Below are 22,059 nucleotides of genomic sequence, written 5' to 3' on the forward strand. Positions count from 1 at the left end.
TCTCTCCTTCTATGCTAACGTTCTCACCTATCATACCACTCTTATATTACCCGCTTTTTCCAAAGAAAAAAACGCTTTACCTTAAAGCGCCCCATAACGTTCATTTTTTCTCTTTTATTTGGTAAGAACAACTACAATCGCCCTCGCACATGTTTGCTAGCGTTTTCACATCTGCGTTCGTAAATAAACGCTTATACATCTCTTTTTCATCTTCACATACTTGCGGGAATCTCTCTGCAATTTCTTTTAACGGACAGTTTTGTTTTTCAATTACGAAAGAGTTCTCTCCATCTCTCTTTATTTGAACCATATAACCATTTTTCTCTTGCATAGCTGCTATCTCTTGCACTTTATATGCTAAATTCTTTTGATTACTTACTCTCTTTTGCAACTGTTCTTCCATTCGCTTCGTTCTCTCTTTTAAAACGTAACGAAGTATTTTTTCATCGCCCATTCGAGCTAAATCTTCTAGCATATCAATCGCAAATTGCTTATACTCTTTCGGGAATGTATCTTCTCCCTTTTCACTTAATCCATACAAATAAGTTGGTCTTCCGACATGTTGCCTTACCATCTTAGAATAAATGAGTCCGTCTTTCTCAAGATTACTTAAATGTCTTCTGATTGCCATTTCTGTAATCTCTAAAACGTCAGCTAGTTCAGCTACTGTGTGCTCTCCCTTTACTTTCAACAATTGTACAATCTCGTCTTTCGTAGTACGTGCTTCCCCCATACTTCACCCTTCTCCCTTTTCTTTCTCACATACAATATAAGATCCCCAAAAGGTATTCTCTGGGGATCTTATAAGCATAATTATTCTGGTACAAATGCAGATACAGGTCCTAATTCCTTTTCTAAATAACTGCGAATATTTGCTGGGTATTTTTCTACCACTGCAATATGTTTTTGAATCGTCTTATATAATTCGTCATGATTCATTTGAATATAATCTTGCGTAAGCATCTTTCGAAGAAGGATAATTTCTTTCATCCCTTGTCCATCTTCTTCACTTATCACTCGCTCGTCCATTAAAATATCAATAATATCTTCATAGCTTCCTGGATCGCGCATAATAAATCCATCGATCATCGCATTTCCTACATCTAATACAGTATCAATAATAAGATGGGCTATGCGCTCTAATGCGTAAAATTCAAACTCGGTTTCATATATCTTTTTCTCTTGAAATGTACTTGTTGCTCGTTCTAAACATACTAGCATTTGTTCTATTTTCTTTCTGTCTACAAAATACATGAATGTCACCTACCTGGAAATTAAAGCATTTACATTTTAATTGTAACGCTTTCTTCTGAAAAAATCGACAATTTTTCGAATTCACCTTTTCTCCGTTATTTGTTATAGTTATATTTGTATGATTTTTGAAATTGGAGGAATGGAATCTTGGAACGTGAACTCGCACTAGAAATTGTCCGTGTAACAGAAGCAGCAGCCTTAGCATCCGCACAGTGGATGGGCCGCGGAAAGAAAAATGAAGCAGATGATGCAGCAACTACAGCAATGCGTGATATGTTCGATTCAGTAAACATGGCAGGTACAGTTGTAATTGGTGAGGGAGAACTTGATGAAGCACCGATGTTGTATATTGGTGAAGAACTAGGAACAGGTAACGGTCCGGAAGTAGACATCGCCGTTGATCCATTAGAAGGTACAAACATCGTTGCAAAAGGTCTTGCAAATGCAATGGCAGTTATTGCAATCGCAGACAAAGGGAACCTTCTTCATGCTCCTGATATGTACATGGAAAAAATCGCGGTTGGTCCAAAAGCAGCTGGTAAAATTAGCTTAGATGATCCAATTGAAAAAACAATTGAAATTGTAGCAGAAGCTAACAATAAAAAGATTCGTGACCTAACGGTTATCGTTCAAGAACGTGAACGTCATCAAGATATTATTGACCGTGTTCGTGCAAAAGGTGCACGCGTAAAATTATTTGGTGACGGTGATGTTGGTGCGTCAATCGCAACAGCACTACCTGGAACGGGTATCGACTTATTCGTAGGTATTGGCGGAGCTCCAGAAGGTGTTATTTCTGCAGCAGCATTAAAGTGCCTTGAAGGTGAAATGCAAGCTCGCTTAGTTCCAATGAACGAAGAAGAAGAAGCTCGTTGTCGTGAAATGGGATTAGAAGACCCTCGTCAACTTCTTATGTTAGATGACTTAGTATCTGGGGATGATGCAATCTTCTCAGCAACTGGTGTATCTGCTGGTGAGTTATTAGACGGTGTTAAATTCCTTGGCGGAGATTTAGCTGAAACATACTCTATCGTAATGCGTTACAAAACAAGAACAGTACGATTCATTAAAACACATCACCATTTAGATCATAAACCACACTTAAACTTAGATATTTAATAAAGGAGCCATGTGTATGGAAGAACGTTTCTTTCTGTACGACGACACTGTCGCTACAAAAACTCGTTTCGTTAGCTTTATGGGAGAAAATGAGCGTCACGATTTAGCGCTTTTATACTCCGATCGTCATTACGGTAAAACAATTGTACTTGATATGCAAAGTAATAAATTTGCAATTATCGGTGCTGACGATTTAAACGAACCAGGCTACTTAGAGCACGCATTTTCTATGACTGAAGAAATTGCAGAAGAATTACGCTCATTTTTATTTGAACTTATATAATTTATCGTATGCACCAGCTATTTTAGCTGGTGTTTTTCCGCCTTCATTATTTCGAATTTTCAGTATTATATGTTATAATGAAGAATAAATCTATTTGGATAGAAAGGACGTTATCTACGTATGCCAACATTTACTTTGTAATGGACCAGCAATTGGATAGCATTACTCTCAAAAAAGCACCACGCTTTTTCAAGGGAGTAGTCTGCCCATTCCCATTACAAAGGAACGTATTGCATCTGTAGTATGATGTTTACGGAGGTTCCTCTTTGGGGAACCTCCTTTTATTTTTGTCTTTTTCTCATGTCTTCATACTACAAGACATCCAAATAGCTGTATTACGTTTCTTTGCCACTACTATAAGAGGTGAAGGAAAATGCAGAAAGTACAACTTTCTTGGAGTTTATATGAAAATCAGCAACACACAATCGAAAAATATTGTAAAAATTGCGGACGTACTACCCTATTTACTGATACGAATATTCGTAGGCATAACGCCAATGGAAAAAACATATACCGCTTTGCCATTTATAAATGTTCGAAAGATCATACGTGGAATCAAAAACTGCGTATTTATAAATCATTTACTGATCACGTTGAAACGATTGATATGACTCAGCAAGATCAAACAGAAACAAGTACTACTATTTCTATTACGCAACATAAAGAAAGTGGCGTAGCTGAAATCACGATCGTATTAGATATCGTTTTCGGTTCCCACCGCATTGATAAAGCCTTATCCACATATATTTCCGACTGGAGCCGTACACGCATTGTGGATAAAATTAAAAATGGGGATATTCAATTAAATGGACAACAAATGAAACCAAATGCAATACTTTCTGAAGGCGATCATATCTCGATTTGTTTATAAGCGAGAATATGTAAAAAATCCTCTTACAATTGTAAGAGGATTTTTTTATTTCTTCACTTTTCGTAATACGAAGTGTGCACAACCGAAGTTACAGTACTCGTATAAATACTCCGTTAACGTACTAATTTTCGTATCATATGTCGCACGTTGGTTACTATCATCAAAGAATCCTCGCAGTCTAAGTTGCTCATATCCCCAGTCTCCAACGATATAATCATATTTATTTAAAATTTCTGCATAGCGCTCTTTAAATGCTTCTTCACTAAAACCGTCACGAAAGTTTTTAATTACTTCGTACTGAACATTATTAATGCTCACCGTAGCATGAATCTCTTGCTCTTGCTCTTGCTCTTGCTTTTGCTCCATCATTAACTTCCTCTCTAAGCATTCTTCTTTTTATCGTATCACAAAGCATAACAACCAACAATTTCAAATACAAAAAATTGCAAAGTAGTACATGCTATGGAGAAGGAGGTGATACATCGTGAAAAAACAAATTTTACTTTCCCTTCTCACTCTTTCCTTATTTGCAGGCTGCCAATCAGCGAACAAAGCTGAAATGGAACGTGAAGAAGGAAGCCGTGTTCTTGTTTCCAATAAAAACGACATGTATCATACGGAAAATACAAATACAAGACTCACAAGAGTCGGTTATTCTTCTAAACAAAAGCATGAAGTATCTAACAAACAAGTAGGGGCCATTAATCGCGAGAAAGTCGCTGAAATGATTACAAGCATGACAGTCAAACTTCCTGACGTTACAAACGCTGCTACACTCGTTACCGATGATGAAGTATTTGTTGTATACCGTGCAAACACAACGGATCCAAAACTCGTAGCAGATCAAGTATATAAAACCGCTTTGTCCATCGTCCCTCGCTATTATAAAGCATATGTATCAACAGACCAAAAGTTGATTTCTCAAATTCAAGGGCTTCAATCTGGCGCATTAAATGATACAGAATATACGCAAAGCCTCGATATGCTAAAACGTGAAATGAGTAAAAATCCTCATTTGAACAATACGGGGGATCAGACTTTAAATAATATGATTAAAAAGTAAAACAGGTGGAGAGAACCTCCACCTGTTTTACTTTTTATTTTTTATTACGATCCGCATAAATCTCCATCGCATCACACATAAACTGCGCTAACCCCTCGCCAAACTTATCGATATTTTTCGTAAAGCGCTCATCAGCGACGTACATTTGACCGAGTCCCTTAAAAGCGTCTAATGAATAGTGACTAAAGTTTTGCAAGTAATCGTACCATACTTTGATAGCTGCCTGCGCCTCTTTAGAATCTGGTGCATCGTGTCTAAGCGTTGCTAAATTTCTATAAATAGCATTAAACTCCTCTTGGTTCTCTTTTGACATACCTTTTGCATATTCGTTCGCTTTATCTACAGCTGCATCTCCCCATTTTTCACGTGCTTCTTCTTCATATGGGTTATGGCTGAAATCGAATCCTTCAAATTTCTCTTTATTCGTCATTTCAATCTCTCCTTTTGTATGCTGAATTGTTTTATCAATCGTCGCAATCACCTTATCTAATCTGGCACGCTTTTCAAGAAGCATCTTCTTATGAAGCTGTAGTGCCTCTTCGCGATCAAATGATGGACTCATGATAATCTCTTTAATTTTCTTCAAAGGGAAGCCAAGCTCTTTAAAAAACAAAATTTGCTGCAATGTCTCTAAATTTTCATTGGAATACAGACGATATCCAGACTCTGTCGTCTCGTCTGGGGTTAACAACCCAATTTCATCGTAATGATGCAGTGTGCGCACACTAATTCCAACTAAATCAGCTACTTCTTTTACTCTCATTGTCATTTGTATCTCCCCCTTAGTACATACGATAAAGTATGACGCAACGTTAGAGTCAATAAGTAAATTCATTTTCTTTCTAAAAGTTTCATCTCTCCCCTATTTCATGCATAATAGATATGTACATATATTAGAAAGCGGTGAAAGTATGGTTTCAAATACTGTAATTGCCAGCATCATTTTTCAACTCATTGTCTCGATTCTGGTCCCAATTATCGTACTCGTTTATTTCCGTAAAAAATATAATATTAATTGGAAAGTAGTCGGCGTTGGTGTTCTTATCTTTATCGGATTCACCCAAATTCTTGAAACACCATTCCACCTATTTATGCGCGGTAATCCAACAATCGCTCCATTTTTAGAAAATCCGTTTGTCTTCGCAATTTATGGCGGATTGACTGCTGGTATTTTTGAAGAATTAGGACGCTTCGTTGCCTTCTTCTTCTTACTAAAAAAATATCTAGAATATAAAGATGGCTTCGCTTATGGAATTGGTCACGGCGGAATTGAATCTATTTTAATTGGCGGTTTTTCTGCATTACAAGCATTAATTTTTGCTAATTCTATTAACGATGGTAGCTTCTCTCGACTGATTGAACAAAAACCCGAGCTCAGTATTTTACAGGACATGTTAATTCAGCAACCTGCCTACTTATACTTCCTTGGTAGCTTAGAAAGAATTATGGCACTCGTGCTTCAAATCGCCTTTACAATGCTTGTTTTATACGCAGTAAAACAGAAGAAATACATCTTCCTAGTATACGCTATACTATTCCACGCATTTGTAGACTTTTTCGCGGCACTTTACCAAACAAAAATAATCAACATCTTCGTTGCCGAAGGAATTACACTTCTGTGTACAATTGGCGCTGTCGTTCTTATTCGCAAAATGAAAGAGAAATTAATGAGTGTACCGGAGTAAAAAATAAACCACCAAAATTGGTGGTTTATTTTTTATATGGATGATAACTTTTGCCCTCTTGCAGCTCCCTCTTTGTTTCTGCATCTATAACGATGTACTTATGAAACGCTTCTACTTCATTTTGAGTAAAAGAAGCGAAAAAATAAACTTGGCGATCAGGGTGAACAAAAAAATCTTGAAGCACCACTCTACTTCGACAACCGACAGCTGTTTTTTGCAGGAAAGAAAATTCCTCATCAGCCACTTCTTTAAATGAAATTTTTTTACGAACACTATATGCTGCATTTTTGTACTCTTTATAAATTTTCTTATCTAACTGTTTATAAAAAACATCCCCACTCACAAATGACTTATTTTGATTGCTTGGATAATTTAGTTTTCGGTTGGATTCTGCATATGTTGTGGACAATTGCGCAAGAAAACAAATAATGAATACGATACATATCATTTTTTTCATCATTGCACCTCAATTTTTTATTATCCACATTACTTTTCCACATATTTAAATCCATATGCTGTTTCCAATAAAAAGGAATTATTTCCACATTTGTCGAAGTATATAGCGTCAACTTGAAAGATGGGGATGAATTATGAAGAAAATTATTTTAATACGACATTGTTCAGCAACTGGGCAAGAATGTGATGCTGAATTAACGACCGATGGAAAAGACCAAGCAAATACCCTTGCTACATTCCTCTTAGAAAATACTCTACAAATCGATCATATTATTTCAAGCCCATTTGTCCGAGCTATCGATTCCATTCGGCCCTATGCACTCCAAGCTAACTTATCTATCCAAGAAGATGAACGATTAACTGAACGCATATTGAGCAACGTTCCAATGGATGATTGGATGCAAAAACTAGAATCCACTTTTACGAATATAGATATTGCCTTTTCAGGCGGAGAGTCAACAAAACAAGCAACAGACCGTGCCATATCGCTTATTCAAGACGTTTTACAATTAAACCATACGACAACACTACTTGTTACACATGGCAATTTACTTACGCTCATTTTAAAGCATTTTGATCATACGATTGGCTTTAATGAATGGAGAACTTTAACGAATCCTGATATTTACGAAATTACAATCGACGAACAATGTATCATAACACGCTTATGGGAAGCATCGTCCAAGTAATATCCCTTTCCAAAACATTCAGTTGACGCCACGAGAAGAGACTGTTCTAACAATAGAAAGGGGTATCATTTCATATGTACGAAGACGTACTTGCTTTACTACATAAAACAAATGTTTCTTATGAAAAATTCGAACACGAACCAGTACTCGATTATGAGACGGATCGGATCGTACGCGAGAGACTTGGCTTACAAGGCACTCCAAGTAAAAGCTTATTTTTAAAATCAAAGTCTGGAGATTATTACGTATTTTTTACGTTAGAGGGCACAAGGCTTAACCGGGGAGAGATGAAAGGACTAACAGGAGAACGCTTATCTCTCTGTTCTCCTGATGAACTGCGAGACAAAACTGGTTGTACGCCGGGATGTGTGGCTCCTTTCGGATATTCACACGATGTAACAATTATTGTGGATAACGCTATTTATACGTACGATAAAATTTTAATTACACCTGGTGTACCTGAATTTACAATTGAATTATCCACAGAAGAATTAAAAAAGATTTTATTAACATGTACAAATACCATTTTAGAGTACAAACAAAAAGAGAGCTGATCGTTAGCTCTCTTTTTTCATTATTTAGCTTCTGCTGTTTTTTCTTTTGCAGAACGTACTTGCTCGTCCGCATGGTAAGAAGAACGCACAAGTGGGCCAGCTTCACAGTGGCTAAATCCTTTGCTAAGTGCAATTTCTTTAAGCTCTGCAAATTCTGCTGGTGGATAATATTTAATAACTGGTAAATGCTTCTTAGATGGTTGTAGATATTGTCCAAGAGTTAAAATATCCACATTGTTTGCACGTAAGTCATCCATTGCTTCAATTAAATCTTCTCTTGTTTCACCTAAGCCGACCATAATGCTCGATTTAGTTGGAATATCAGGCTGCATTTCTTTTGCTCGACGTAAAAACTCTAATGAACGGTCATACTTTGCTCTAGCGCGAACTCGGTTAGATAATCGACGTACTGTTTCAATGTTATGGTTTAAAATATCTGGTTTTGCATCCATTAACATTTTTAAGTTTTCTTCTACCCCAGCCATATCAGATGGTAATACTTCGATAGACGTGAATGGGTTTTTACGACGTACTGCTCGTACTGTTTCAGCAAAAACAGCTGCTCCGCCGTCCTTTAAATCATCACGTGCAACCGCTGTTATAACAACGTGCTTTAAGCCCATTTGTACTACTGAATCTGCTACGCGTTCTGGTTCTTGTAAATCAAGCTCAGTTGGTAAGCCTGTTTTAACCGCACAAAAACGACAAGCACGTGTACAAACCGCACCTAAAATCATAAATGTTGCTGTTTTTCTTACAGCCCAGCATTCATGAATATTCGGACATTTTGCCTCTTCACAAACGGTATGAAGATTCTTAGAACGCATCATTTTCTTTAAGCCTGTATAGTTTTCATTCGTGTTTAACTTAATTTTCAACCATTCGGGCTTGCGCTTATATTCTGTTTGTTTTGTCATGGTTATCAACTCCGCACAATATGAAATAGTTTACCGTGTTCGCTTCTTTCAATGTAACATATCTATTCTAACGTATGAAAGCGATTTGCTCAAATGAAGATTCTAAGATTTTTTCCAATCGTTCCCTATAATGAAATACTCCGTATATCCCACACTAAAAAGAGTGATGTTGTGAAAGGAGTCTATTTCATGCTTCGAAAAATTTCTCTTTTGCTTTCTATTTGTTTTCTTCTCCACCAAAACATCGCTTACGGTGAAGATAATCAGCAAAGCATATACGAAAAGCGCATGGCACTATATAAAGAAACCGAGCAGTCTTCAGGCATTCCATGGTATTACTTAGCTGCAATGGATCAATATGAAAGAAATATACGGAGCGTAAGAAAAGATATTCCAAAAAAACCAGATGCCATCATTTCCCTTTATTTCAAACCAGAAATATGGGCTGGACCTGTTAATAGTAACGATACTCTCCCCCATACAATTTCTCTATTTGGCGGAATAGGTTTAGATGGTGACAAAGATGGATTTGCAAATGCAAATAGCGACCGTGATCTTCTGCATACCGCAGCGACTATTTTAAGGAAACAAGGAACGTCAGAAGACCGTATTAAAATTATGCTTTGGGAATATTATAGACGTGCAAAAACAGTTGATTTAATTAGCGAGTACGCCCAAATTTATAAACATTATGGACGTATTAATTTAGAAGGAAATGCTTTTCCTCTTCCGATTCGTAGTGACCATAGCTACCGTAGTACTTTCGGCGCTGGAAGAAGTTTTGGCGGAAGACGAATTCATGAAGGAACCGATATTTTCGCCGGATATGGCGTGCCAGTAAGATCGACTTGCTATGGCATTATTGAAACAAAAGGCTGGAACCGCCTTGGTGGATGGCGCATTGGTATTCGTGACCTTCATAACAATTACCATTATTACGCTCATTTAGGCGGGTTTTCAAAAGAAATACAGCTTGGACAAATTGTTGAGCCAGGAAAAGTAATTGGATTTGTTGGTAGCACTGGTTATGGACCTCCTGGTACAGCCGGAAAATTCCCACCCCACTTACATTTTGGCATATATAAAGACAATGGCTATACAGAATGGGCCTTCGATCCATACATGCATTTAAGCCTTTGGGAACGCAAAGAACGAGCAAATACAAAAAGATAACCGTAGCTGCATAGCTACGGTTATTTTTTATCCAGTAACAGCTCGGCTCAGCCGAGTTTCACTTTATATGCAACTAACTATCTGTTTTCTTTTTATCAGGTACAGCAACACTTCCGCTTCCATAATACGTAGGCACTTCCCCTTGAACGATACGCGTCGCAATCGGAACATTTTGTTTCACAGTTATCTCTTTCGTATGAAATGGAATAATTACTTGCAATGTTACTTCCATTTCCATAACAATTTGAATCGCTGTAGTATTAATTCCATGCGGCTCAATTTTTTGTTTAATATCTGTATTCACATGCCCAATTGGCGTGAAATGAATCGGAATATCTGGTCCTATATTACCAAGAAGTGCATTATCAGTTACACGTCCAAAAGGAACTGCCATAGTCGCCCCGTTTTTTTCAGAAATACCTAGCTCCTTCAACTTCCCTTGTTCTACTTGCTGCAAATATTTTTCTATGTACGTGGTCGTTGACGTTACGATTTCATTTACTTGCTTCGTATTTAAATTAATTGTGGATACTTTTCCGTTTTTATCATTCTGTACTTTCATTAATGAATCGACATCGAATCCTTCATTAATTCTATCCTTTACCGCCTTCGTCATAATTGCTGTCGCCATTTTATGTGTCTCTACTTCCCCATATTTAATTAAGGTCGGCTGAATACTATTATTCACAATCCACAACCCTTGCGTAAGTAATATAACAAAAAGAATAAACGACATAAGCAGTATATACCGAAAGGCAATAGGTCCCCTTCGAAACCGCGAGTTTTTCGAGCGAAATATACTCATAAAAAAACCTCCTTCTTATATCATTTCTATGCAAGAAGGAGGGACGATATATGCTTATCTCATTTTTAATAATGCTTCTTTTCCAATCGTTCCTACTGGAATGCCTAACGCTTCAGCTCCAGTCGTTACCGATTCTAGTGGCGCTTCAAGAAGTTGTTCAATCGTTCTTACACCAACCGCACGGCCAGCAATAATTCCTCGATCACCTAATTTCTCATTTAAAAGACCTACATCTAATGCACCACACATAATATATCCTTTATCGCTCATTACAGCTAGCAAATTCGTCTTTGGAAGTTTCACGCTAACCGCAATAAACGTATAATTATCAATTATAATTGGCTCCACATTAACCATAGTTCACACTCCTCTCTTTCTTATCTGTATGACAAGAGAAAAATGAGTGTTACAAGTTAACTAGCCTATAGTTTAACGGAAGTTGTATGAGTTATTAACATATCCGTTAACACATCTCTAAGTAGTTCTGGCATATAATATTGTTTGCCAGAAAGTGTGGATAGCTCTGGGTATAAGTATCCAAACGTAAACATATCGATTGTTCCTACCGTATATATACGGTCTAACTCCAGCGATTCGCCGTTAATCAATACATCTTCTAATAAAATTTTATTGCCAGGAATCGTATCTGGAATGACTTCTACACCAGCATAAATCATTTTCCCCATCACTTTCCCCCGAAATCCGAATCCTTTCACCTCAAGATTCTCCATGTTCGGTTTACGTGCTTTCAAAATAACTTCTCTTAATATCTTTCCTGGAACTTTCAAAGCACACGGATTAATTGGATGTGGACAAATTCTGTGAATATCTCCGCGCGTTACAACACCCTCTTCTAGCCCTTCAAGAAGTACACCGGCGTTCACCATGCCAATCTCTGCATCGCACCATGTTTTCAGCGCACTTGCTAACATATGAGAAAACGGCGTCTCCTGAAACCAATCAACCGGTAATGACTCTTTTAAATGAACGACAGGCTCTGCCATTATATGCTTACTTTCTTCCTGCAGTATTTCAATTGTGGATAACGGCTCGCTATAAGCACCTAACCGTTCCGTCTTAATCGCTCTACCGTCTTTTTTCAACAGCTTCTTCGTCTCTTTATCCACAGTAAGCTGAACGTGGCCAACGTAACGTCCCCACTTTTCACAACAGCAAAGTAAAGTATTGTTCAGTAGAACACCACGCTCAAATAAATGATGCGTATGTGCACCTAAAATAACATCTATATCATAATGCTCTGCCATATACTCATCCATACTTTTTCCAAGGTGAGATAGGACAACGGTAATATGCGCCTCATCTTTCACTTCTTCTAAAATAGACTCTAAATGGATAAGCGGATCTTCAATATGCCAATCGAGCATATGATAAAACTCTGGATAAGCTACCGTTAATCCGATAAAAGCAATGATAATCCCATCTGTCGTCGTATGTAATTTATAAGGCTTCGCCCACGCTGGACGTACCCCTTCTTTTTTAAATAAATTCGCAACGAGCACCTCAAATCCAGCATCATCATATAGACGATTCAAATGCTCCTTCGCTAACGTAATGCCTTCATTATTTCCGATCGTTACATAATCATATAACGCCTCATTTAAAAGCTTCGTATTCCCAAGGCCATTTGTCGCTTCCGAAATACTATGAAAACGATCCACATGATCACCGATATCAACCGTCAAAACAGTCTCTCCCGCTTCCTGTCTTCGCTTTTTCTCCCCTAGAACAAACCGAGAAATTTGCGGCCAATTTTCAAAATGACTATGTATATCGTTTGTATGATAAAGGTGGATGATTGTTTCTTTATTTGTATTCAGAGAAAAAACCTCCTCTCAGTTCCTTACTGCCATTTACGCTATGCGCACACAATAATCCTGTAAATACTTTTCGTCTTTTCTTGCTATTTTACATTGTACTCGCATTGTGAGAAAAAGCAAAAGATTGTCCTTTTCATATGAGAAACTTTTGCTAATGCAGGAAAGAATTCCAGATAGTGGAGGGAGGGGTGGATTTGTCAAAAAGTTTAATAGAGAATTCAGTGGGTGGTTGTTCAAGTGGATTTGTCAGTATCTTTGTCTTAAACCTAGTCGTTCTCTGTTCTTATAAAATGTTTGGGGTATGTGAGGATTTTCTTTTGTCATATCTTGTCGACAAATCGATATTCCTTGTCGAAACGTTGATATATTGAAATAATCGTTGATATATTCCCGTTTATGATCGATATATTTGAAAAATCGTTGATATATTTAGCTGAACACCCACCAGGGTATCCTCTCCCAAGTCAAGACAAGCCAAGACAAATCCGCAAAACAAAAAAGCGCCCTGCACAGCAGGGCGCTTCTACTTTATCTATTAACCAATAGAACCTTCCATCTCAAACTTGATTAGACGGTTCATTTCAACTGCGTATTCCATTGGAAGTTCGCGAGTGAATGGCTCGATGAAGCCCATTACGATCATTTCTGTAGCTTCTTGCTCAGAAATACCACGGCTCATTAGGTAGAATAATTGTTCTTCTGATACTTTCGATACTTTCGCTTCGTGCTCAAGTGAAACGTAATCGTTTTTGATTTCGTTGTAAGGAATTGTATCAGATGTAGATTGGTTATCCATGATTAACGTGTCACACTCGATGTTAGAGCGAGAGTTTTTCGCTTTTGGTCCGAAGTGTACGATACCACGGTAAGTTACTTTACCACCATGCTTCGCAATCGATTTAGAAACGATTGTTGAAGACGTGTTTGGTGCTAAGTGAATCATTTTCGCACCAGCATCTTGGTGTTGGCCTTTACCAGCAATCGCGATTGATAATGTTAAACCACGAGCGCCTTCGCCTTTTAAGATAACTGCTGGGTATTTCATCGTTAATTTAGAACCGATGTTACCATCAATCCATTCCATCGTTGCGTTTTCTTCACAAACCGCACGTTTTGTAACTAGGTTGTATACGTTGTTCGCCCAGTTTTGGATTGTTGTATAACGGCAATACGCATCTTTTTTAATGATGATTTCTACTACCGCACTGTGAAGTGAGTTAGTAGTGTAAACAGGTGCTGTACAACCTTCTACGTAGTGTACGTGTGCGCCTTCGTCTACGATGATAAGCGTACGCTCGAATTGTCCCATATTTTCAGAGTTAATACGGAAATACGCTTGAAGTGGTGTATCAACTTTAATACCTTTTGGAACGTAGATGAATGATCCACCAGACCAAACTGCAGAGTTTAATGCAGAGAATTTGTTGTCTGTTGGTGGGATTACTTTTCCGAAATGCTCACGGAAAATATCTTCGTTCTCTTTTAATGCGCTATCTGTATCTTTGAAGACGATTCCTAGAGCTTCTAGGTCTTCTTTCATGTTGTGGTATACAACTTCAGATTCGTACTGTGCAGATACACCAGCTAAATATTTTTGCTCAGCTTCTGGAATACCTAATTTATCAAATGTTGCTTTAATTTCATCAGGTACTTCATCCCAAGACTTCTCAGATTTCTCAGATGGTTTTACGTAGTACGTAATTTCATCGAAATCTAAGTCGTTTAAGTCGCCGCCCCATTGTGGCATTGGCATTTCATAGAACTTATCCAGTGATTTTAAACGGAAGTCTAACATCCACTGTGGTTCTTCTTTCATACGTGAAATCTCTTCAACGATCTCTTTTGTTAAACCGCGTCCAGCACGGAAAATCGAAACGTCTTTGTCTTTGAAACCATATTTGTAATCGCCGATATCTGGCAGTTGCTTCGCCATGTTGGTGTGTCCCTCCTTAGATAACCTCATTTTTAGGAACCTTTAACATTACTTATCTTCGTTTAAGCCCTTTTCTAACGCTTTCCACGCTAATGTTGCACATTTAATACGTGCAGGGAACTTGCATACGCCTTGTAATGCTTCAATATCTCCTAAATCGATGCTGTCATCGTACTCTTTTCCTAGCATCATGTCAGAGAAAATTTTCGAAAGCTGAAGTGCTTCTTCAATTTTCTTACCTTTTACTGCTTGTGTCATCATTGAAGCTGAAGACATTGAGATTGAACATCCTTCGCCTTCAAACTTCGCCTCTTGCACAATACCTTCTTCTACTTTCATCGTAAGTTGAATACGATCGCCGCAAGTTGGATTGTTCAAGTTAACGGTAACACTATCTTCTAACACGCCATGGTTACGAGGATTTTTGTAATGATCCATAATAACTTGACGATATAACGTATCTAAATTATTAAATGACATTTGTGAAATACTCCTTTGTCTTGATTAGCGATTCAACAAATGTATCAATTTCTTCTTTTGTATTATATAAATAGAAGCTCGCACGTGCTGTTGAAGAAGCTTTTAGCCACTTCATAAGCGGTTGTGCACAGTGATGTCCTGCGCGAACTGCAATGCCTTCTACATCTAATACAGTCGCTACATCGTGAGGATGTACGTCTTCAATATTAAATGTAACAAGACCAGCGCGATGCTTTGGACCATAAATTGTAACGCCATCTACTTCTGATAGTCTTTCTAAAGCGTATTGCGCTAATTCATGCTCATGCTTTTCAATATTATCAAGACCGATTTCTTCTAGGAAATCAATTGCCGCACCAAGTCCGATTGCATTACCGATAATCGGTGTACCCGCTTCAAACTTCCACGGAAGCTCTTTCCAAGTAGATTCTTGTAAATCTACGAAATCAATCATTTCACCACCAAATTCAATTGGCTCCATATTGTTTAGCAATTCTTTCTTACCATATAATACGCCGATACCTGTAGGTCCGCACATCTTATGAGCAGATAATGCGTAGAAATCACAGTTTAAATCTTGTACATCCACTTTCATGTGAGGTGTACTTTGTGCACCATCAACGACCATAATTGCTCCGTTTTCGTGTGCGATTGCTCCGATTTCTTTTACAGGGTTAATCGTTCCAAGTACGTTTGATACTTGCATAATAGAAACGATTTTTGTATTCGGTGTAACAGTTTGACGAACATCTTCTAAAGAAATTGTACCGTCTGGTTGAAGCGGAAGGTATTTCAAAGTTGCGCCAGTTTTCTTCGCAACTTGTTGCCACGGAATGATGTTACTATGGTGTTCCATGTAAGAAATAACGATTTCATCGCCTTCTTTTACATTTTCAAGGCCATAGCTAGCCGCTACTGTATTTAATGCAGTTGTCGTTCCGCGCGTGAAAATAATCTCTTCCATTGATTTCGCGTTAATAAACTTGCGAACTTTCTCACGTGCACCTTCATACGCGTCGGTAGCTTTCGTACCGAGCGTATGAACACCGCGATGCACGTTAGAATTATATTCTTTATAGTAACGTTCTAACGTTTCAATGACTTGAATTGGTTTTTGAGAAGTTGCTGCACTATCGAAATAAACAAGTTGTTTGCCGTTCACTTTTTGATCAAGAATTGGAAACTGTTTGCGTATTTCATGAATATTCATTAGCGAACTTTCCTTTCAATTACCTCAACAAGCTGTGCTTTTACTCCTTCAATTGGAAGCTCATTTACTACAGGTGCTAAGAATCCATGGATGACTAAACGTTCTGCTTCGCGTTTTGGAATACCACGGCTCATCAAGTAGTATAATTGGTACGGATCTACGCGGCCTACTGAAGCTGCGTGACCTGCCATAACATCATCTTCATCAATTAAAAGAATTGGGTTCGCATCACCGCGAGCTTTTTCGTCTAGCATAAGAACGCGAGAAGATTGTTGTGCATTTGATTTAGATGCACCGTGTTCAATCTTACCAATTCCATTAAAGATAGATGTTGCACTATCTTTTTGTACACCGTGTTTTAAAATCCAACCTTCAGAGTGTTTACCGAAGTGAACAACTTTAGTTGTAAAGTTTTGTGTTTGGTTACCACGGCCAATTGTTACTGTTTTCGTATCAGCATATGAACCGTCGCCCATTAAGTTCGTAACGTTCTCTGAAATTGTGTTTCCATCATTCATAAGGCCTAGAGCCCAATCAATGCGGCCGTCGCGTCCAACAACACCGCGGCGGTTAACGTAAGTTGTTACGTCTTTTGCTAATAGATCAACCGCACCGAATTTCACTTGTGCGCCTTGTTCCACAATTACTTCTGCTACGATATTTGCAATACCTTTAGCATTTTCATTTGCAACATAGTTTTCTACATAAGTTGCAGTACTGTTCGCATCAGCTACGAATAATACGTGGTTATATACGTTAGCTTCTTCGCCGTCTACTAAGAATACAGCTTGAAGTGGAGTTTCAAGAACAACGTTTTTCGGAACATATACGAATGCACCGCCGTTGATTAATGCAGCATGAAGTGCAGTTAGACGATGCTCGTCTACTTTCACTCCGTCTTTCATTAAATACTTTTGTAGTAATTCAGCATGCTCTGTTGCAGCTGTTACGATATCTGTGAAAATAACACCTTTGTCTTTTGCTTCGTCTGCTAAAGAAACGAACGCAGTTGTACCAGTACGTTGCACTAATACGCTGTTATTTTCATCGATTAAGTTTTTCACTGCTTCTGGAAGCTCTGTTAAAGAACTTACAGGCTCTTGCTTAGCAGCGTCGCCTTTTCCGATAAAGTCCCATTTTTCAATTTTCGTTTTATCAGGCGTTGGCATTGGAAGTTCTGTTGCTTGTGCAAGAGCTTGTAAGCGGAACTCAGTCAACCAAGCAGCTTCGTTTACTTCGCTTGCGCGTTGACGGATTGTTTCTTGATCGAAAGGTAATGTACCGATTGTCATGTTTATGCTCCTCTCTTACGCTTCTTGCTCTGTTGTTTCGTCTTCAATACCTAATTCTTTTTTAATCCAGTCGTAACCTTCAGCTTCTAGACGTTGTGCAAGCTCAGGGCCACCAGATTTAACGATACGACCGTTCATCATAACGTGAACGAAGTCTGGAGTGATGTAGTTTAATAAGCGTTGGTAATGCGTAATCATTAGGCAACCGAACTCTTCGCCGCGCATTTGGTTAATACCTTTAGATACAACTTTTAATGCATCGATATCAAGACCTGAGTCGATTTCATCTAAGATTGCGATTTTTGGCTCAATCATCATTAATTGAAGAATTTCGTTACGCTTTTTCTCTCCACCAGAGAAACCTTCGTTTAAGTAACGTTGTGCCATTTCTGGATCCATTTCTAGGAATTCCATGTTTTTATCTAATGTACGGATAAATTTCATAAGAGAAATTTCATCGCCTTCTTCACGACGTGCGTTAATTGCAGAACGTAAGAAGTCAGCGTTTGTTACTCCGCTAATTTCACTTGGATATTGCATTGCTAGGAATAGACCCGCTTGTGCGCGCTCGTCTACTTCCATTTCTAATACATCTTCACCGTCAATGATGATGCTACCTTCTGTTACTTCATACTTTGGGTGACCCATAATTGCAGAAGATAAAGTTGATTTACCTGTTCCGTTAGGTCCCATAATTGCGTGGATTTCTCCACCTTTTACTTCAAGGTTTACACCCTTTAAAATTTCTTTGCCGTCAATTGATACGTGTAAGTCTTTAACCGTTAATGTAGAACCAGCCATCTCAATACCTCCATTAATCCTATATATACATTTTAAAAATTCCTAAAACGTTCATATTCTCATTTTATTCTCATTCTAATTTTATATCAAATAAAATGATATCGCAAACGACGAAAAAAAGTAACCGTTTTTTCACAAATGTATATAAGTATTTCCTTTACATCTTTCTATGATACACCTTTCTTCTTATTTATATAAAGAAAAAAGGACTGGTAATTTCCCAGTCCTTTCCTTATATTTATTCACTTACCGGAAGTACAGCACCTTTATATTCTTTATTAATAAAATCTTGAATTTCTTTTGAATGTAACACTTCTACTAGCTCTTTAATTTCTTTTTTCTTCTCATCACCTTTACGAACTGCAATGATGTTTGCATACGGAGAGTCTGCTCCTTCAATCGCAATTGCATCCTTCGTTGGATTTAATTTTGCATCAATTGCGTAGTTCGAATTAATGAATAAAGCATCTCCCTCATTATTTTCATACAACTTCGGTGAAAGTCCAGGTTCAACATCTGTTTTAAATTTTAAGTTTTTCGGATTTTCGACTACATCTTTTACTGTCGCCTTAACCACATCTACACCATCTTTAAGCTTAATCACGCCGCCTTTTTGTAACAATGCTAACATACGGCCTCGCTCCGCTACGTTATTACTCATAATCACTGTCCCGCCATCTGGTAAGTCTTTTAAGCTTTTATATTTCTTAGAATAAATACCCATTGGCTCTAAATGAATTTTTCCTGCGTTTACAATTTTATATCCCTTTTCTTGGATCTCCTTATCTAAATACGGAATATGCTGGAAGTAGTTCGCATCAATCTCTTTATCCGCTAACGCTTTATTTGGCAGTACATAATCCTGGAACTTTTTAATCTCTAACTTAATGCCTTTTTTCTCTAAGATTGGCTGTGCTTTCTCTAAAATAACAGCATGCGGCACGTTAGAAGCTCCAACAACAAGCTTATTCTCTTCTTTTCCTCCGCAAGCAGCTAATGTAAATACAGACAGCGCTGTAACAACTGACAATAGAATCTTTTTCATATGATGTCCCCTTCTCCCCTATAGTTATGTAGTTATAAAAAAGGCTGGCATACACCAGCCTTTTCAGCAATTATTCTTTTACAGGAACAACCGCTCCTTTATATTCTTTATTAATAAAGTCTTCGATTTCTTTAGAATGCAATACTTCTACAAGCTCTTTAATCTCTTTTTTATCTTTATCACCTTTACGAACAGCTACTATGTTTGCGTACGGTGAATCATCACCTTCAATTGCAATTGCATCTTTTTCTGGGTTTAATTTCGCATCAATTGCATAGTTAGAGTTAATTAAAACAGCATCGCCTTCCTTATTGTTATACACTTGTGGTAGTAAACCCGGCTCGATATCTGTTTTAAATTTTAAGTTTTTCGGATTATCTGCAATATCTTTTGGAGTTGCATTAACTGGCTCTACTCCGTTTTTAATTTTTAAAATGCCTTCTTTTTGTAAAATTGCTAAACCACGTCCATGGTCAGTAACGGAATTACTCATAATGATTGTCGCCCCGTCTGGAAGTTCTTTTAGGCTCTTATACTTTTGAGAGTATACACCAATTGGTTCTAAATGAATTTTCCCCGCTATTTCAAAATCATATTTTTTATCTTTAATTTCTTTTTCTAAATACGGAATGTGCTGGAAGTAGTTTGCATCTAAATCTTTATCCGCTAACGATTTATTTGGTAATACGTAGTCTTGGAATTTTTTAATTTCTAACTCGATTCCTTTTTTCTCAAGTAACGGTTTTGCCTTTTCTAAAATTTCAGCGTGCGGTACGTTAGAAGCACCAACAACGAGTTTCTTTTCATCTTTATCTTTCCCGCCACAAGCAGCTAAACCAAAAATTGAAGTTGAAATAAGTGCCGTAAGTAATAATTTTTTCATTTGAAACATCCTCCCGTTTTTATTATCGTTTATCTATTCGAGTCGTTAAACTATCACCAATCCACTGAATTAAAAATACAACTAGTAATACACAAATTGTCGCAACGATTGTTACATCGTTATTTCCCCTTTGGAATCCTTCTAAGTAAGCAAGTGTTCCAAGGCCACCAGCACCAACAACTCCCGCCATTGCTGTATAGCCTACTAAAGCAATTGTCGTAACCGTAATACCAGATACTAATGCTGGTAACGATTCTGGAATTAACACTTTCAAAATAATTGTGCTTGTTTTTGCTCCCATTGCTTTGGAAGCTTCAATTACACCTTTATCAATTTCGCGAAGTGCAATTTCAACCATTCTCGCGTAGAATGGTGCCGCCCCAATAATTAAAGCCGGCAGAGCTGCACTTGCTCCAAGAATTGTTCCAAGAAGAATCTTTGTGAATGGGATTAATAAAATAATTAAAATGATGAACGGTATAGAACGGAATATATTTACGAATGCTCCAATCACCGTATTAATTGATTTGTTTTCCCATAAATTATCTTTCGCTGTCATGAAGAGTAACAATCCTAAAATTAATCCTAAAACAAATGTCGCAAGAGCTGCGATTGCCGTCATATATAACGTTTCACCAGTTGCTTCTAACATTTGATTCCAATCAACATTTGCGAGTAACTTATCCATGTGCAATCACCTCCAGCTCTACTTGATCTTGATGAATTCCTTCTATCGCTTGCTGGATCGCTGTTTCCTCACCATTTAAATGAACAACTAAACTACCGTAAGAACCGTTATTCGTTTGTGCGATATTTCCTTGCAAAATGCTAACTTCTATATCACTGCGTTGCATCAATCGTTGAAGGACTGGTCTTTCTACAGCCTCACCAATAAACTGCAAACGAATTACTTTTCCATCTGGATATTTTTCAATTAAACTTTCAATCGTTTCATTTGTATCTTCAGAATCTGTTAACTGCTGTACAAATCGTTTCGTAATATCTTGCTTCGGATTACGGAATACATCAAGTACTGGACCCGTTTCTACAATCTTTCCTCTCTCCATTACCGCCACTCGATTACAAATCTTTCGAATTACGTGCATCTCATGTGTAATGAGTACAATTGTTAAACCAAGGCGCTTATTAATGTCTAATAGTAAATCCAAAATTTGATCTGTCGTTTCTGGATCAAGAGCCGACGTTGCTTCATCACATAAAAGTACTTGTGGGTTGTTAGCTAATGCTCTTGCAATCCCAACGCGTTGTTTTTGTCCCCCGCTCAGCTGAGATGGGTACGCGTCTCCTCTTCCTTCTAATCCAACAAGATGAATTAATTCATCAACACGTTTTCTTCTCTTCGTTTTATCAACACCTGCAATTTCAAGTGGAAACTCTATATTTTCACGTACAGTTCGTGACCAAAGTAAGTTAAAGTGCTGAAAAATCATTCCGATTTCTTGCCTTGCCTTACGAAGTTCACTTCCTGTAATTGCTGATATAACACGATTCGCAATTGTAATTTGGCCAGAAGTCGGTTTCTCTAACTGATTAAACAATCTGATTAAAGAACTTTTCCCAGCGCCGCTATATCCGATAACACCAAATATTTCGCCTTTTTCTATTTTTAAATTGGCGTTATCTACAGCAGTGACATCACCGCTTTTCGCCTTATATATTTTCCTTACATTCTCTAATAGAATCATGA

Annotated in this window: 26 protein-coding genes; 8 read left to right on the forward strand and 18 right to left on the reverse strand. The window is 37.7% G+C overall.

Going from position 1 to position 22,059, the window contains the following annotated elements; translation table 11 throughout:
- Positions 1-100 precede the first annotated feature (100 nt).
- Positions 101-733, reverse strand: coding sequence for a helix-turn-helix transcriptional regulator (locus tag MHH27_RS25770; RefSeq protein WP_000503347.1), 633 nt, complete (start codon positions 731-733; stop codon positions 101-103).
- 80 nt (positions 734-813) lie between these two features.
- Positions 814-1,254, reverse strand: a complete 441-nt coding sequence (locus MHH27_RS25775) for a DUF86 domain-containing protein (RefSeq protein WP_000274010.1) — start codon at positions 1,252-1,254, stop codon at positions 814-816.
- 147 nt (positions 1,255-1,401) lie between these two features.
- Between MHH27_RS25775 and glpX the strand changes: the two genes are divergently transcribed.
- The 3 genes from glpX (at position 1,402) to MHH27_RS25790 (ending at position 3,527) form a co-directional block, all read left to right on the forward strand.
- The gene (glpX, locus tag MHH27_RS25780; RefSeq protein WP_000439090.1) at positions 1,402-2,373 is read left to right on the forward strand and encodes a class II fructose-bisphosphatase; all 972 of its coding nucleotides are present in this window, start codon (positions 1,402-1,404) and stop codon (positions 2,371-2,373) included.
- A gap of 16 nt (positions 2,374-2,389) precedes the next feature.
- A complete protein-coding gene (locus MHH27_RS25785; RefSeq protein WP_000392611.1) occupies positions 2,390-2,656 on the forward strand; it encodes a DUF3055 domain-containing protein in 267 nt (88 codons plus the stop codon).
- 373 nt (positions 2,657-3,029) lie between these two features.
- The gene (locus tag MHH27_RS25790; protein WP_001174588.1) at positions 3,030-3,527 is read left to right on the forward strand and encodes a hypothetical protein; all 498 of its coding nucleotides are present in this window, start codon (positions 3,030-3,032) and stop codon (positions 3,525-3,527) included.
- 45 nt (positions 3,528-3,572) lie between these two features.
- On the opposite strand, the gene MHH27_RS25795 is transcribed toward MHH27_RS25790, so the two are convergent.
- Positions 3,573-3,893: a YutD family protein gene (locus MHH27_RS25795; protein WP_445688533.1), complete on the reverse strand. Its 321-nt coding sequence runs from the start codon at positions 3,891-3,893 to the stop codon at positions 3,573-3,575.
- Between the two features lie 118 nt (positions 3,894-4,011).
- Here MHH27_RS25795 and MHH27_RS25800 point away from each other — a divergent pair, with 118 nt between their 5' ends.
- Positions 4,012-4,590: a YhcN/YlaJ family sporulation lipoprotein gene (locus tag MHH27_RS25800; protein ID WP_000744131.1), complete on the forward strand. Its 579-nt coding sequence runs from the start codon at positions 4,012-4,014 to the stop codon at positions 4,588-4,590.
- 34 nt (positions 4,591-4,624) lie between these two features.
- Here MHH27_RS25800 and MHH27_RS25805 read toward each other — a convergent pair whose 3' ends face one another.
- The gene (locus tag MHH27_RS25805; protein ID WP_000178777.1) at positions 4,625-5,359 is read right to left on the reverse strand and encodes a MerR family transcriptional regulator; all 735 of its coding nucleotides are present in this window, start codon (positions 5,357-5,359) and stop codon (positions 4,625-4,627) included.
- A 100-nt stretch (positions 5,360-5,459) separates the two neighbouring features.
- Here MHH27_RS25805 and MHH27_RS25810 point away from each other — a divergent pair, with 100 nt between their 5' ends.
- Positions 5,460-6,275: a YhfC family intramembrane metalloprotease gene (locus MHH27_RS25810; RefSeq protein ID WP_141541727.1), complete on the forward strand. Its 816-nt coding sequence runs from the start codon at positions 5,460-5,462 to the stop codon at positions 6,273-6,275.
- Between the two features lie 25 nt (positions 6,276-6,300).
- On the opposite strand, the gene MHH27_RS25815 is transcribed toward MHH27_RS25810, so the two are convergent.
- On the reverse strand, positions 6,301-6,732 hold the full coding sequence (locus MHH27_RS25815; protein WP_000738182.1) for a hypothetical protein: 432 nt from the start codon (positions 6,730-6,732) through the stop codon (positions 6,301-6,303).
- 133 nt (positions 6,733-6,865) lie between these two features.
- Here MHH27_RS25815 and MHH27_RS25820 point away from each other — a divergent pair, with 133 nt between their 5' ends.
- The gene (locus MHH27_RS25820) at positions 6,866-7,420 is read left to right on the forward strand and encodes a histidine phosphatase family protein (protein WP_000720575.1); all 555 of its coding nucleotides are present in this window, start codon (positions 6,866-6,868) and stop codon (positions 7,418-7,420) included.
- Positions 7,421-7,494: 74 nt separating this feature from the next.
- Positions 7,495-7,974: a YbaK/EbsC family protein gene (locus tag MHH27_RS25825; protein WP_098566792.1), complete on the forward strand. Its 480-nt coding sequence runs from the start codon at positions 7,495-7,497 to the stop codon at positions 7,972-7,974.
- Positions 7,975-7,994: 20 nt separating this feature from the next.
- Here the strand turns inward: MHH27_RS25825 and lipA are convergent, their stop codons facing one another.
- A complete protein-coding gene (gene lipA, locus MHH27_RS25830) occupies positions 7,995-8,891 on the reverse strand; it encodes a lipoyl synthase (protein WP_000166367.1) in 897 nt (298 codons plus the stop codon).
- A gap of 189 nt (positions 8,892-9,080) precedes the next feature.
- On the opposite strand from lipA, the gene MHH27_RS25835 reads away from it, so the two are divergent.
- Positions 9,081-10,064, forward strand: a complete 984-nt coding sequence (locus MHH27_RS25835; protein ID WP_000944681.1) for a M23 family metallopeptidase — start codon at positions 9,081-9,083, stop codon at positions 10,062-10,064.
- A 73-nt stretch (positions 10,065-10,137) separates the two neighbouring features.
- Here MHH27_RS25835 and yunB read toward each other — a convergent pair whose 3' ends face one another.
- From yunB to MHH27_RS25895, 12 genes are all read right to left on the reverse strand, one after another.
- Positions 10,138-10,869: a sporulation protein YunB gene (yunB, locus tag MHH27_RS25840; RefSeq protein ID WP_000021807.1), complete on the reverse strand. Its 732-nt coding sequence runs from the start codon at positions 10,867-10,869 to the stop codon at positions 10,138-10,140.
- Between the two features lie 54 nt (positions 10,870-10,923).
- A complete protein-coding gene (locus MHH27_RS25845) occupies positions 10,924-11,226 on the reverse strand; it encodes a YunC family protein (protein ID WP_000248467.1) in 303 nt (100 codons plus the stop codon).
- Between the two features lie 65 nt (positions 11,227-11,291).
- Entirely contained in the window at positions 11,292-12,707 is a 1,416-nt protein-coding gene (locus MHH27_RS25850) for a bifunctional metallophosphatase/5'-nucleotidase (protein ID WP_206704213.1), read from the reverse strand.
- Positions 12,708-13,242: 535 nt separating this feature from the next.
- On the reverse strand, positions 13,243-14,640 hold the full coding sequence (gene sufB / locus MHH27_RS25855) for a Fe-S cluster assembly protein SufB (RefSeq protein ID WP_001118824.1): 1,398 nt from the start codon (positions 14,638-14,640) through the stop codon (positions 13,243-13,245).
- A 48-nt stretch (positions 14,641-14,688) separates the two neighbouring features.
- Entirely contained in the window at positions 14,689-15,120 is a 432-nt protein-coding gene (sufU, locus tag MHH27_RS25860) for a Fe-S cluster assembly sulfur transfer protein SufU (RefSeq protein WP_000009523.1), read from the reverse strand.
- On the reverse strand, positions 15,110-16,330 hold the full coding sequence (gene sufS / locus MHH27_RS25865) for a cysteine desulfurase SufS (protein WP_001020767.1): 1,221 nt from the start codon (positions 16,328-16,330) through the stop codon (positions 15,110-15,112). Before sufS ends, sufU begins: the two co-directional genes overlap by 11 nt.
- Positions 16,330-17,622, reverse strand: coding sequence for a Fe-S cluster assembly protein SufD (gene sufD, locus MHH27_RS25870; protein ID WP_000152173.1), 1,293 nt, complete (start codon positions 17,620-17,622; stop codon positions 16,330-16,332). The genes sufS and sufD overlap by 1 nt, the downstream gene beginning before the upstream one ends.
- Before the next feature lie 15 nt (positions 17,623-17,637).
- Positions 17,638-18,423: a Fe-S cluster assembly ATPase SufC gene (gene sufC / locus MHH27_RS25875; protein ID WP_000929163.1), complete on the reverse strand. Its 786-nt coding sequence runs from the start codon at positions 18,421-18,423 to the stop codon at positions 17,638-17,640.
- Positions 18,424-18,661: 238 nt separating this feature from the next.
- Complete coding sequence (gene metQ, locus MHH27_RS25880) at positions 18,662-19,468, reverse strand: methionine ABC transporter substrate-binding lipoprotein MetQ (RefSeq protein ID WP_000722399.1); 807 nt, start codon at positions 19,466-19,468, stop codon at positions 18,662-18,664.
- Positions 19,469-19,538: 70 nt separating this feature from the next.
- Positions 19,539-20,351: a methionine ABC transporter substrate-binding lipoprotein MetQ gene (metQ, locus tag MHH27_RS25885; RefSeq protein ID WP_340944546.1), complete on the reverse strand. Its 813-nt coding sequence runs from the start codon at positions 20,349-20,351 to the stop codon at positions 19,539-19,541.
- A gap of 22 nt (positions 20,352-20,373) precedes the next feature.
- Positions 20,374-21,039: a methionine ABC transporter permease gene (locus MHH27_RS25890; RefSeq protein WP_000359401.1), complete on the reverse strand. Its 666-nt coding sequence runs from the start codon at positions 21,037-21,039 to the stop codon at positions 20,374-20,376.
- On the reverse strand, positions 21,032-22,057 hold the full coding sequence (locus tag MHH27_RS25895; protein WP_000601791.1) for a methionine ABC transporter ATP-binding protein: 1,026 nt from the start codon (positions 22,055-22,057) through the stop codon (positions 21,032-21,034). The genes MHH27_RS25890 and MHH27_RS25895 overlap by 8 nt, the downstream gene beginning before the upstream one ends.
- Between the last annotated feature and the right edge of the window lie 2 nt (positions 22,058-22,059).

Source organism: Bacillus sp. FSL L8-0152 (genome assembly GCF_038006365.1).
Lineage (GTDB): Bacteria > Bacillota > Bacilli > Bacillales > Bacillaceae_G > Bacillus_A > Bacillus_A cereus.